This is a genomic window from Cupriavidus sp. KK10 (assembly GCF_018223725.1).
Classification (GTDB): Bacteria; Pseudomonadota; Gammaproteobacteria; order Burkholderiales; family Burkholderiaceae; genus Cupriavidus; species Cupriavidus necator.
In genome coordinates this window covers 720,621-733,325 of the sequence record NZ_CP073677.1, presented here as the reverse complement: position 1 = coordinate 733,325, position 12,705 = coordinate 720,621, and the positions used below count along the sequence as shown (strand labels likewise).

The window sequence follows — 12,705 nt, the reverse complement described above, 5'->3', positions numbered from 1 at the left end:
CGGATGCTTCAGACGCTGTGTCCAGCCATGGGGAACCACCCCTGCAAATCCATGTCTGCGTTACTGTCGTGTCTGCCTGCAAGCACCAATGTGCGTTAAACAACCAATACGCGATGGAATTATGTTTTTTCTTACAGATCGATTGGCGTTTGCGGCATATTATTGGCTTCCAGCAGATCAGAGTCCCAGACATTCAATATGTCCAGAAAGTCGCTGATCGACTGGAAATGAAAGAAATAACAAATTTATAACGAAAGCCGTCCGGCCGGCGGGGGAGCGGGCCAGGACACAGGGTCAGTCAACCATTGGCAGTGACTACCGCGCGGCGCTTGTGCCTGGCGCCGCGGGCGCCGTCCCGGCGCGGCTGCCTTCAGGACCACGGGTGATGGGATGAAACTGGATCCGGCACTGGCTGAAAAGCCTTATTACAGCACGCGTACAGCGGCAAAACTGCTTAACGTCTCTCTGGGCACCGTCCAGAAGATGGTCGAACGCGGCGAACTTGGCGCCTGGAAGACCAACGGCGGCCATCGGCGCATCCACAAGGAAACCGTGCACCGCCTGCTGGCGACGCGCATCGGGCCGGAATCGGCGTCGCCGCACGGCCTGGACCTGGTGGTGTTCCACCCCAACCACCAGGAAGCACAGCGCATCCACGCCCAGCTTGCCAAGTGGGGGCTGCCGCTCAAGAGCGTGGTGGTCGACGATGTGCTGGATACCGTCATCACCTCGGTCAGCGAGCATCCGCGCGTGGTGCTGTACTACGTCGACGAACTGAACGACGCCGAGTCGGCCATCATCGAGAAGCTGCAGAATTTCTTTGCCAGCCAGCACGTGATCTTTGCCGTGATCACCAACCGCCAGGCCTATGAAGGCGTGGCCGATGCCCTGCAGCACTGGGGCATCATGGTGTTCCTGAAGACGCCGTCGCTGGAAGAGGTCAAGGGCTTCCTGCGCGCCCAGCTGATGATGGGCCGCACCGCCTGAGCACGGCTGCATACCGGGGCCATGCCGGCCCCGGTATCGCCTGCGGCCTCAGGCCACTGCCGCCTGCCGGGGCGTTGCCAGCCCGGCTTCGTCGCCGTCGGCCTGCGCCATCATCCACCCGTACAGGTTGCGCGGATCCGGCGGCATCGCCACCAGTTCAACCGCCCTGCCCGCCCGGTGCGCCTGCGCTGCGGCGTAGAGCCAGCGCAGCGCGGCGTAGTCTTCCAGTGCAAACCCAACCGAATCGAATACGGTCACCTCGTCCGCCGCCGCGCGGCCGGGCGCGTGACCGGCCAGCACCTGCCACAGCTCGGTCACCGGCGCGTCGGCGGGCAACTGCTGGATCTCGCCTTCGATGCGCGTCTGGGCTTCGTACTCCACCACGATGCGCGCGCGGCGCAGGATATCTGGATGCAGTTCAGTCTTGCCGGGGCAGTCGCCGCCTACCGCATTAAGGTGCATGCCAGGCCGCACCATTTCCGGCGTGAGGATGGTGGCGCGAGTCTTGTCGGCGGTGACCGTTGAGACAATGTCCGCCCCGGCCAGGGCGGCCTCGATCGATCCTGCGCGGCGGATCGAAAGACCGGGTACGCCAGCAAGGTTGCGCATCAGCCGGGTGGTGGCGGCCGGATCGATGTCATAGGCGGCGATCTCGCGCACGCCCAGCATCGCCTGAAAGGCCAGCACCTGGAACTCGGCCTGCGCGCCGTTGCCGATCAGCGCCATGGTCGCCGCACCGGGCCGCGCCATGGCGCGTGCCGCCAGCGCCGAGGTGGCCGCGGTGCGCAGCGCGGTGGCCAGCGTCAGGTCGGCCAGCATCAGCGGGAAGCCGGTTTCCACTTCGGCCAGCAAGCCGCAGGCCATCACCGTCGGCATGCCGTGCAGCGCATTGCGCGGATGGCCGTTCACATACTTGAATGCATACTGGACGCCGTCGCTGACCGGCATCAGCTCGATCACGCCACGCGCGGAATGGCTGGCCAGCCGCGCGGACTTGTCGAAATCGTGCCAGCGCAGGAAGGCCTGCCGGACCTGCCCGGCCAAGTCTACGATAGCGACCTGCGGGCCGATGGCGGCCACCAGCCGGGCCACGTCACTGGCGTCCAGGAACAGGGATAGGGATAGGGCGGTGCTTTTCATGACCGTCTCCTTTGTGTCGGTGCGGTGCCTGCGCTCAGGCCGCCGCAGCGGCGATGCCCGGCCCGCTGCGGCGATCCAGGCGCAGCGTCATGCAGTAGGCGCCGCCGCCGGACAGCATGAAGGGCGACAGGTCGACCTCATGCAGTTGGTAGCCGCGCCGGCCCAGCTCCGTGCGCAGGTGCGGCGTGGTGCGGGTCATCACCACCTGGTCGTCGAGGTTGACGGCATTGACGCTGAAGTGGCGCAGGTCGTCGGCGCTGGCCTCGATACGCAGCCGCGCCGGCACGCGCGCGCGCAGCTCGCGCAGCGCCGCTTCGCTAAAGGCGGGCGGGTAATACAGCACCTCGCCGCCGGATAGCGGGCAGAAGCAGACATCGAGGTGGTAGCTCTGCTCGGTGGCCAACTCCAGTGCCACCACGTCCTTGCCGAAGTAGTCCGACACCGCCACGGCCGCCTCATGCGACGAGCGCGGACCAAATCCGGCCCAGAAGTGGCCGCGGCCCGCATCCCAGATGCAGTCGCCCGCGCCTTCCTGGAAGCAGCCCTCGGGCAGCAGCGCGACTTCGTCGAGCAGGCCGCGCTCGCGCAGCGTGCCGAAGATGTCGGCGAACGGCGCCTCTTCACCACGGCGTTGCGGGTAGCGGAAGCGCGCCAGCAGCGCACGTCCATCGAGCACCACTGCGGCGTTGGCCGGGAACACCATGTCGGGCAGCCCCGGCGCGCCGGGGGCCACCTCCACCGCAAAGCCGGCCCGGCCCAGCGCCTCGCGCAGCGCGTCGAAAGACTGCATGGCGCTGCGGTGCATGCCGCGCGGGTCGCGCGCCCAGGCAGCCGGATCCATCCACGGATTGATGCTGTACGACACGTCGTAGAAGGTCGGCTCGACCAGCAGGATCGTGGGGGTGTGGGTCACGGGGGCTCCTTTTTTAATGGCAGGCGTTGGGAAAGCAATCGGTTGATTGAATTCTCGGGCAAGCTGGTGTTAACTAATAGCCAGCAACTTGCGCAATTTGCGCGAGCCATTTATCAAAATGCCAGCCTATGCTGGCGCTTTGCAAAGGCCTTTTGCCCACCCCATGGATGCCACCGATCACCAGCTGATTTCCCTCCTGCGCGACAACGCGCGCATGCCGGTCACGGCGCTGGCGCAGGCGCTGCGCGTGTCGCGCGCGACTGTGCAGAACCGCATCGACAAGCTGGAACAGGAAGGCGTGATCGTTGGCTACACGGTGCGCCTGCGGCCCGAGGCCGAAGCGCACCGCATCCGCGCCTGGATGACGATTGCCGTGGAAGGCAACAAGGCCCGCGCCGTGCTGCAGGCGCTGCGCGGCGAACCCAATGTGCAGGCGCTGCACACCACCAATGGCCGCTGGGACATCATTGCCGAGCTGCGCGCCGATACGCTGGAAGCGTTCGACCGCACGCTGGACCGGATCCGGCTGATCGACGGCATCAGCGCCACCGAGACCAGCATCCTGCTGTCGACCTACAAATAGGAATCCGTTCAGGCTGCGGCGCGGCCGCGCAGGCGCTCGCGCCGCGATTCCTCGTGGAACACGCTGCCGCTGGGACGCAGCAGGTCGCGCAGCGACAGGATGCCGGCCAGGCGCATGGTCTCGGCGCTTTCCACCACCGGCAGGCGCGCCACGCTCAGCGCGGCCATGCGGCCCGCGGCGGCGCGTGCGGTCTGGCCAGGCAACAGCACATGCGCCGGCGCATTCAACAGGTCGCGGCAACGCATGCCGGGCGGGATCTCACCAGCGGTCAGGCCCCGGATCGCAGCGCGCTCCAGCATGCCCAGCACGCGCCCTTCGGCTACCACCGGGTAGGCGCGATGGGCCGCATGCTCGCCAAAGTAGCGCACCATCGCCTCGGCCACCGGCAGCTCGGCGTCGATGGCAACCACCTCGCGTGTCATCAGCTCGTCCACATGGGCGCGCTCGAGCGGATCCACACCGTATTCGCGATAGATATGCAGGCCGCGCCGGGCGATCTTCTCGGTCATGATCGAACGCTTCATGGTCAGCACCGAAAAGCCGTAGGCCACCGCCGTGGTCAGCAGCAACGGCAGCAGCGCCTGCGTGTCGTGCGTGAGCCCGAAGGCGAATACGATCGCCGTCAGCGGCGCACCCAGCACGCTGCCCAGTACGCCGGCCATGCACACCAGCGCCCACAACTGCGGCGAGCCGCCCGGCAGCCACGGCGCCAGCACCACGCCCAGGCCCGCGCCCAGCATCAGCAGCGGCGCCAGCACGCCGCCCGAGGTGCCCGAACCCAGCGCCGCAATCCAGATCACGGCCTTGACCGCCAGCAGTGCCAGCGCAATCTCGATGGCGATGCGGTTGTTCAGCAGGTCGCCGATCACGTCATAGCCCACCCCCAGCGCGCGCGGCTCAAAGTAGCCGCCGATGCCGACCACCAGCCCGCCCAGCGCCGGCCACCACATCCAGTGCAGCGGCAGGCGCGAGAACGTGTCTTCGGTGCGGTACAGCGCCAGCGTCAGCCCTGCCCCCAGCACGCCGCAGAGCAGACCGGCCAGCACGCAGGACAGCAGCGCCGGCGTGCCCGCCGCGGCCGTCTGCAGCGGAAACAGCGGACCGGCCTCGAAGAACAGCGGCCGCAGGAACCCCGCCACCGCGCAGGCCAGCGCTACCGGCAGCAGGCTGCGCGGGCGCAGCTCGAACAGCAGCAGCTCGACCGCCAGCAGCACCGCCGCCACCGGCGTGCCGAAGATCGCGGTCATGCCCGCGCACGCGCCCGCCACCAGCAGCGCCTTGCGCTCGCCCGCGGTCAGGTGCAGGTACTGCGCCAGCAGCGACGCCAGCGAGCCGCCGGTCATGATGATCGGCCCCTCGGCGCCAAACGGCCCGCCGCTGCCGATCACGATGCCCGACGACAGCGGCTTGAGCACCGCCACTCGCGGCGACATCTTGCTCTTGCCGAACAGCACCGCCTCGATCGCCTCGGGAATGCCATGGCCACGGATCTTGTCGCTGCCGTAGCGCGCCATCAATCCGACGATCAGCCCCCCGATGACCGGCATCGCGATCACCCACGCACCCAATGCATGATTGGCAGGCGAGCGCTCGGCCAGCGACAGTGTCTGGTAGAAAAACAGGTTGGTGAAGAAACGGATCAGGTTCACCAGCACATCCGCCGCCACGGTGCTGAGCGCACCGATGCCCAGCGCGATCACGGACAGCATCAGCAGGCGACGATTGACGGCATAGTCGCGTTTCTCGACCGGCAAAACAGACGACATTGGGGGCTCCTTGCTCTTATGCGCTCTTGTGCGGTGCGCCATGCCCCACGATTGGGATGCACCGCACCAAAGGCGGCCAAATATATCACCCCGTGATATATTACGCGCACCATTCCAAAGCGCCCCCGTCACAAGAATGCCAACCGCCCCCGCCGTCTCCGCCCTGGCGCAGAATGCCCGTGCATGGCTGCGCACATTCGTTCCGCTGCCCGTCCCCGCCAGCCGCAAGGAGCGCTTCAAAAGCTGCCTGGGCGCCCTGCTGGGCCTGATCTGCACTGAATGGATCAGCCACCAGACCCTGGGCGGCTTCAATCCCTGGTTTGTCGCGCCGATGGGTGCCTCCGCGGTGCTGCTGTTCGCCGTGCCGTCATCGCCGCTGGCACAGCCCTGGTCGATCATTGGCGGCAACCTGATTGCCGCGGTGATCGGCGTGGCGTGCGCGCGCTGGATCCCGGACCCTGGCCTGGCCGCAGCGGTCGCCGTGGCAATCGCCATCGCCCTGATGTTCCAGTTCCACTGCGTGCACCCGCCCAGCGGCGCCGTGGCCATCACCGCCGTATTCGGCGGGCCGGCGGTCAGTGCGCTGGGCTTCGGCTTTGTTGCGGTGCCGGTGCTGTTTAATTCGATGCTGCTGCTGATGATGGCGCTTGCCTTCAACAACCTGTCGCGGCGGCGCTACCCGCACCGCCCGCCCGAGCCTGCCATGCAGCATGGGACCAAGGACGTGCCGCCATCCCAGCGCGTGGGCGTTACCCGCGCCGACCTCGATGCTGCGCTGAAGGTGCGCGGCGAATTCCTGGATATCGAAGAAGACGACCTCGAACAGATCCTGGTGGCCGCGCAGTTGCGCGCCTACCGGCGCCACTTCGGCAACGTGCTGTGCGGCGAGATCATGTCGCGCGACGTGATCATGGTGACCCCGGACCAGCCTGCGCATGAGGCCGGGCACCTGCTGGCGCGGCACCGCATCAAGGCCCTGCCGGTGGTGGACGCCACCCGGCGGCTGGTGGGGATCGTTACCCAGAGCGACTTTTTCGCGGCGCAGCGTGATACCGGTGCGCGCCGGCTGGCTGGTACCGTGCGCAACCTGATGACACGGGCGGTAGTGACAGCCCGTGCCGACCAGCCGATGGTGGAACTGGCACAGGCCTTTTCCGACGGCGGGTTGCACCACGCGCCGGTGATCGATGATCAGCGGCGCGTGGTGGGGATGGTGACGCAGTCTGATCTTGTTGCTGCACTGCTCAAGAGTGGGGTGATGGCGGTGCCGGATTGATGGCATTCCACGGACATCGCATCAACGCCTTCGGCTGCCGCGCAAGCACCCAATGACCGCCAGCGCACTTTGAGCCTGCGCAGCAGCCGTAGGCGTTCCCGCGATGCCGTTTGCAGCAGGCGGCCTATGCCCTGCATGGGGATCGTTCAATAGTGGGTTAACGCAGGCACTGCCCCACACTCACATGGCGTAGCAGGGTCGAACGGGCACTCACGCCCAAACGGCAAGCACCACGCTCGAACCACCAGCGCCGTGGAATTGATTGCCAGCCGCATAGGCGACGCGTTTTTTGGTTACTTTTTGTCGCTCGGACAAGAAGTGACTCCCGGCTACGCCGGCGAACCAGCCCACGCCCACCAAGCGCCACATACCGCCCCCTGTCGAAAAGCCAAACACCCCACCCGCTATCCACCTTCACAAACCTATGGCACTGTGCCCCCATCATGGGGAACACGCCGCACCCAGCGGCCCACCGCCATAGTGACGACTAACCCACCTTCCCCCTTCCGCATCGCCCCACCCAACGTAAGCTATATTTACGCCGTTCCCGTCACACCGGCGGGTCCAAGGGAGAGCCATCCATGAGTTCAGGCCAGTTAATTGAGAAAATCGCAGCCGTCTTCGCGCTGATCGTGCTGATCGGCGGCTCACTGCTGGTGCTGGCGCCGTTCACCACCGCGCTGCTGTGGGGCGCGATCCTGGCCTTCAGCTCGTGGTACCCCTACACGGTACTGTCGCGCTGGCTGGGCAACCGGCGCAGCCTGGCGGCGCTGATCTGCGTGCTGCTCGCCACCGTGGTGGTGCTGGGTCCGTTCGTCTACGCCGGCGCCAGCTTCTCGGCGCACCTGGACGAGCTGTCCGCGCTGGTCGACCGCTATATGGAACACGGCATCCCGCAGTTACCCGCCTGGCTGAGCAGCCTGCCCTATGTCGGCTCCTACCTGCAGAATTCCTGGAACAGCGTCATCAATGCCGATTCCGAGATGGTCGCCAACCTGCGCAAGCTGATCGCCCCGGTTGGCCACGTGGTGCTGGGCGCCGGGCTGTCGATCGGCGCCGGGCTGGGCCAGCTGGCGCTGTCCATCATCCTGGCGTTCTTCTTCTACACCGGCGGCGAGTTCGCCATTGCCTGGCTGCGCGCGGGCATGCACCGCATCGCCGGCGAGCGCGCCGACCACCTGCTGGAGCTGGCCGGCAGCACCGTCAAGGGCGTGGTCTACGGCGTGCTGGGCACGGCCTTCATCCAGGCGGTGCTGGCCGGCGTCGGCCTGTGGATTGCGGGCGTGCCGGGCGCGGCCATCCTGGGCTTCGTGACCTTCTTCCTGTCGGTGATCCCGGTCGGCCCGCCGCTGGTGTGGCTGCCGGCCGCGCTGTGGCTGTACCACACCGGCGCCACCGGCTGGGCCGTCTTCCTGGTGATATGGGGCGTGGGCGTGGTCAGCATGGCTGACAACATCGTCAAGCCGCTGCTGATCAGCAAGGGCACCGGCATGCCGCTGATCTGGATCATGCTGGGGGTACTCGGCGGCGCGCTGGCGTTCGGCTTCCTGGGCGTGTTCATCGGCCCGACGCTGCTGGCCGTCGCCTATGCGCTGCTGCGCGACTGGACCATCGGCTCGCAGGCAGAGCTAAAGCAGGACCTGAAGCAGGGCGAGGCAGTGGCGGCCCCGCCGCCGGCGCCGGCCGTGGTCGACAACCCCGACGTCCCGCCGGCCACGACCGGCAAGCACCCCGGCTGATGGCAGGACACGACGCGCCCGGCGCGCCCGCCACCCCCGACCTGTCGCCGGCCATGCTGCACCGGCTGGTGGCGTGCGAATACTGTGACGCGGTCTACGAACGCACGCCGATCTCGCCCGGCGAGCGCGCGCTGTGCCTGCGCTGCGGCGGCGAGCTCTACCGCGAAAGCCGCCGCCAGTATCAACGGCTGCTGCCGCTGGTGATCACCGCGCTGATCCTGTTCCTGGTCTCCAACGCCTACCCGATCGTCGAGATGGACCTGCAGGGGGTCCGCACCCAGACCACGCTGCTGGGCGCCGTGCAGGCCCTGTACACCGACAAGATGGGGCTGGTGGCGGCACTGGTGTTCGCCACCACCATCCTGTTCCCGCTGGCTGAAATGCTGATGATGGCCTACCTGCTGGTGCCGATGGCGCAGCACCGCATGCCCGCAGGCTTCGACCGCATCGTGCGCGGCATCCGCCAGACCCGGCCCTGGGGCATGATCGAAGTCTTCATGATCGGCGTGCTGGTGACACTGGTGAAGCTGTCCAGCATGGCGCGCGTGCTGCCCGGCGTCGCGCTGTGGTCGTTCGCTGCGCTGGTGATCGTGCTGGCGGCGATGCTGTCGTTCGATCCGCGCGACCTGTGGCGCCATCTGGAAACACCCGATGACAATGCCACGGCCGCGGGCGAGGAAGGCCGATGACAGACCAGACGCAACGGCCGACGCAGCGTCCCCGCCAGCCGGGCGGCCGCCTGGCCCGCCCGCGCCAGCTGGCGCGCGAGGTGGTGGCCGAACTCACCGACGACGACGAGCGCAACCCGCTGCCGCAGGTCCCGACCGCCAGCCGGCTGGGCCTGCTGTCGTGCCACGCCTGTGACCTGGTCAGCCCGCGCACACTGGAGGGCGAGCCCTGCCCGCGCTGCGGCGCCACCCTGCACCATCGCAAGCCCGACAGCCTGGCGCGTACCTGGGCCTTCCTGCTCGCCGCCTTTATCCTCTATATTCCGGCCAATGTGCTGCCGGTGATGGTGACTCAGTCCATCCTCGGCACGCAGCAGGACACCATCCTGTCCGGCGTGATCTACCTGTGGCTGTCCGGCTCGCACATGCTCGCCGGGCTGGTGCTGATCGCCAGCATCATCGTGCCGCTGCTGAAGATGGTGATCCTCACCTTCCTGCTGCTGTCCGTGCATTTCCGCTCGACCTGGCGGATCCGGCAGCAGACCCGGCTGTACGGGCTGGTAGAGGTGATCGGCCGCTGGTCGATGCTCGATATTTTCGTGGTGGCGCTGCTGGCCTCGCTGGTGCGGGCCGGGGCGCTGGCCACCATCATCCCCGGCGGCGGCGCCATGGCCTTCGGCGCGGTCGTGGTCATGACCATGCTGGCCTCGCTCAGCTTCGATCCGCGCCTGCTGTGGGATTCGCTGGAAGACGACAATGCCCGACACTGACAACCAAGCCACCACGCCGGCGGGTTCGCCCCCGCCGGCACCGCCGGGCCTGCCGCGGCCCGAACGCCGGCGCCGCGCGCGCTGGCTGCCCTCGCTGGTGTGGCTAATCCCGATCGTGGCCGCGGTGGTCGGCATCTCGCTGCTGGTGCATACGCTGACCTCGCGCGGGCCGGAGATCACCGTCACCTTCCGCACCGCCGAAGGCCTGACGCCCGGCAAGACCGCGGTGCGCTACAAGGACGTCGACATCGGGCTGGTCAAGTCGGTGCGGCTGGCGCGCGACCGCTCGCACGTGGTGGCGTCGATTGACCTGACCAAGGACGCCGAGAACTTCGCCGTGGCCGACACCCGCTTCTGGGTGGTGCGCCCGCGCTTTGCGGCCAGTGGCGTGTCCGGGCTGGAGACGCTGCTGTCGGGCGCCTATATCGGCGTGGACGCGGGCAAGTCGCAGGAATCCGCGCGCGACTTCAAGGGGCTGGAAGTGCCGCCGGCGGTCACCACCGATGCCTCCGGCAAGCAGTTCGTGCTGCGCGCCTCGGAGCTGGGCTCGCTCGATATCGGTTCGCCGGTCTACTACCGGCGCGTGCTGGTGGGCCAGGTGGTGGCTTACCAGCTTGATCCCAACGGGCGCGACCTCACGCTGCGCGTGTTCGTCAACAAACCCTATGACAAGCTGGTCACCGCCGACACGCGCTTCTGGCATGCCAGCGGCGTCGACCTGAAGCTCGATGCCGGCGGGCTCAAGCTGTCGACGCAGTCGCTGGTGACGGTGCTGCTGGGCGGCGTCGCCTTCCAGGCGCCGGACCACACCACCGTCACCGACGCCGCGGCCGAGAACACGCAGTTCCTACTGGCCAACGACCAGGCCGAGGCGATGAAGGAGCCGGAAGAACTGGCGCCCACGCTGGCGGTGCTCAATTTCGACCAGTCCGTGCGCGGGCTGTCGCCGGGTGCACCGGTGGACTTCCGCGGCGTGATCGTGGGCCAGGTGCGTTCGATCGGCATCGAATACCAGCGCGACAAGAAGGCGTTCCGCATGCCCGTGGTGGTGGAGCTGTACCCGTCGCGCATGGGCTTCCGCGAACGCGATGTCGAAGACCGCGAGCGCGCGCGCAAGATCATCCAGGGGCTGCTGCAGCGTGGCATGCGCGCGCAACTGCGCACCGGCAACCTGCTCACCGGCCAGCTCTACGTGGCGCTCGACTTCTTCCCGAAGGCGCCGCCGGCCAAGGTCGACCTGGACGCGCCGATTCCTGAGTTCGCCACTACCCCAGGCACCTTCGATCAGATACAGGCGCAGGTCGGCGACATCGTCAACCGCATCGACAAGGTGCCGTTCGATCAGATCGGCCAGGACCTGCGCAGCACGGTGGCCAGCCTGAACAAGACGCTGGCAACGGCCGACAAGCTGGTGCAGCAGCTCAACGGCGACGTTGCACCACAGGTGCTGGCCGCGCTGCAGGACGCGCGCAAGACGCTGACCGCGGCCAACGGCACGCTGGCCTCGGACGCGCCGCTGCAGCAGGACACGCGCCGCATGCTGCAGGAGCTGACGCGCACCGCCACGTCGCTGCGCACGCTGACCGATTACCTCGAACGCCACCCTGAAGCGCTGCTGCGCGGCAAGCCGGAGCAAGAATGATGAAGCGCCTTACTCTCACCAGCCTCCTCGCCGGCGCGCTGGTCGCGGCCGTGCTGGCCGGGTGCGCCTCGCCCGAGCCGCGCTACTACACGCTGGCGCAGGGCGCGGTCGCGCCGCTGCCGGCCACGACGACGCCGGCATCGACCAACACGCTATGGCTGGAAGTCGCGCCGGTGCGCGTGCCGGAGCGGCTCAACCGCCCGCAACTGGTGGTGCGCGATGGCGGCGAGGCCGGCCTGCGCCTGCTGGACCTGGCGCGCTGGTCCGCGCCGCTGCCCGACGAGCTGCGCGACGCGCTGTCGCAACGCCTGCAGGCCACGCTGGGCGCGGTCGACACCTATCAGCAGGGGATGTCGGACGTGCAGCCGCTGTACCGGATCACCACGGAAGTGCTGCGCCTGGATGCCGACGTGGGCCAGCGTGCCGGCGCCACCATCAACTGGACCGTGCGGCGGCTGCCGGACGGCAAGGTGGTCAGCGGCCGCACCCAGGCAGAGCTGCCGGCGCCCGGCGCGGTCGATGGCGTCGTGGCGGCGTACCGCGAGATCGTCGCCAGCACGGCGGCCGATATCGCGGCCGGGGTGCAGTCGCTGCGGCCTTAGTCGTCGCCCCACGCCGCGGTGTCGCGCTCGCGGCGCGCGGCGGCTTCAGCGGCCCGCCGGTGAATCGCCTCGGCCATCGCCGCCAGGCACTCGGCCGCACCACCGTGCACCAGCTTCGCCGCACACGCCAGCATCAGGTTCTTGCCCAGCCCGAAATTCTCCACCACGAAGCCGCGCGCATCCAGCGGCGTGCCATCCTCGTCGGTGGCCACGGTGACGCGCGCGCGCAGCGTTCCCGCGTCCGCGCTGTAGGCCCAGACCGGCTTCTGCAGCGCCACCGCAAAGCCCACCTCGAACGCCGTGCCGGAATCCGGCTCGCCCGGTCCGCGGAAATCGTCAAGGTTGGCCATCACCATGTCGGCGCGCCGCAGCAGCGCGAGATTGGCGTCATAGATCCAGCGCGCGGTGTCGGCACCCGACAGGCCTTCGGGCGCGGATTTGTCGAGTGGATACAAGCCACTGAAGCCATGCGCTGCGCATAGCGCCTTGAGGTGCTCGCCCCAGGCGCGCGCATCCTTGCGAAAGACGTCGAAGCCAGCCAGGTAGATGGTTTTCATGGCACGTGAAGTAGGGCAACAGGGATCAGGATCGCAGCATAACCCGCCGCCCGCGGGCGCGA

Annotated in this window: 12 protein-coding genes; 8 read left to right on the top strand and 4 right to left on the bottom strand. The window is 67.9% G+C overall.

The features are described 5' to 3' along the window. Positions 1-390: 390 nt before the first annotated feature. On the top strand, positions 391-987 hold the full coding sequence (locus KB879_RS03665; protein WP_211980773.1) for a helix-turn-helix domain-containing protein: 597 nt from the start codon (positions 391-393) through the stop codon (positions 985-987). 48 nt (positions 988-1,035) lie between these two features. Here KB879_RS03665 and KB879_RS03660 read toward each other — a convergent pair whose 3' ends face one another. Together KB879_RS03660 and KB879_RS03655 are read right to left on the bottom strand one after the other, a co-directional pair. Beyond that, positions 1,036-2,127, bottom strand: coding sequence for an ornithine cyclodeaminase (locus KB879_RS03660; protein WP_153954885.1), 1,092 nt, complete (start codon positions 2,125-2,127; stop codon positions 1,036-1,038). Between the two features lie 34 nt (positions 2,128-2,161). Next, positions 2,162-3,040 carry a dimethylarginine dimethylaminohydrolase family protein gene (locus tag KB879_RS03655; RefSeq protein ID WP_211980772.1) on the bottom strand — a complete coding sequence of 293 codons (879 nt, stop codon included), beginning with the start codon at positions 3,038-3,040 and terminating at the stop codon, positions 2,162-2,164. A gap of 163 nt (positions 3,041-3,203) precedes the next feature. Here KB879_RS03655 and KB879_RS03650 point away from each other — a divergent pair, with 163 nt between their 5' ends. Then, positions 3,204-3,623 (top strand): Lrp/AsnC family transcriptional regulator, encoded by a 420-nt coding sequence (locus tag KB879_RS03650; RefSeq protein ID WP_013955729.1) that lies wholly within the window; start codon positions 3,204-3,206, stop codon positions 3,621-3,623. A gap of 8 nt (positions 3,624-3,631) precedes the next feature. Here KB879_RS03650 and KB879_RS03645 read toward each other — a convergent pair whose 3' ends face one another. Beyond that, on the bottom strand, positions 3,632-5,389 hold the full coding sequence (locus KB879_RS03645; protein ID WP_211980771.1) for a chloride channel protein: 1,758 nt from the start codon (positions 5,387-5,389) through the stop codon (positions 3,632-3,634). 136 nt (positions 5,390-5,525) lie between these two features. Between KB879_RS03645 and KB879_RS03640 the strand changes: the two genes are divergently transcribed. The 6 genes from KB879_RS03640 (at position 5,526) to KB879_RS03615 (ending at position 12,086) form a co-directional block, all read left to right on the top strand. Further along, the gene (locus KB879_RS03640) at positions 5,526-6,665 is read left to right on the top strand and encodes an HPP family protein (RefSeq protein ID WP_211980770.1); all 1,140 of its coding nucleotides are present in this window, start codon (positions 5,526-5,528) and stop codon (positions 6,663-6,665) included. 581 nt (positions 6,666-7,246) lie between these two features. After that, on the top strand, positions 7,247-8,404 hold the full coding sequence (locus tag KB879_RS03635) for an AI-2E family transporter (RefSeq protein ID WP_153956885.1): 1,158 nt from the start codon (positions 7,247-7,249) through the stop codon (positions 8,402-8,404). Next, the gene (locus tag KB879_RS03630; protein WP_153956884.1) at positions 8,404-9,093 is read left to right on the top strand and encodes a paraquat-inducible protein A; all 690 of its coding nucleotides are present in this window, start codon (positions 8,404-8,406) and stop codon (positions 9,091-9,093) included. Before KB879_RS03635 ends, KB879_RS03630 begins: the two co-directional genes overlap by 1 nt. After that, positions 9,090-9,842 (top strand): paraquat-inducible protein A, encoded by a 753-nt coding sequence (locus KB879_RS03625; protein ID WP_013955724.1) that lies wholly within the window; start codon positions 9,090-9,092, stop codon positions 9,840-9,842. The genes KB879_RS03630 and KB879_RS03625 overlap by 4 nt, the downstream gene beginning before the upstream one ends. Continuing rightward, entirely contained in the window at positions 9,829-11,484 is a 1,656-nt protein-coding gene (locus KB879_RS03620) for an intermembrane transport protein PqiB (RefSeq protein WP_211980769.1), read from the top strand. Before KB879_RS03625 ends, KB879_RS03620 begins: the two co-directional genes overlap by 14 nt. Then, positions 11,481-12,086, top strand: coding sequence for a membrane integrity-associated transporter subunit PqiC (locus tag KB879_RS03615; protein ID WP_211980768.1), 606 nt, complete (start codon positions 11,481-11,483; stop codon positions 12,084-12,086). Before KB879_RS03620 ends, KB879_RS03615 begins: the two co-directional genes overlap by 4 nt. On the opposite strand, the gene KB879_RS03610 is transcribed toward KB879_RS03615, so the two are convergent. Continuing rightward, positions 12,083-12,643 carry a nucleoside 2-deoxyribosyltransferase gene (locus tag KB879_RS03610; protein WP_211980767.1) on the bottom strand — a complete coding sequence of 187 codons (561 nt, stop codon included), beginning with the start codon at positions 12,641-12,643 and terminating at the stop codon, positions 12,083-12,085. The genes KB879_RS03615 and KB879_RS03610 overlap by 4 nt on opposite strands. Between the last annotated feature and the right edge of the window lie 62 nt (positions 12,644-12,705).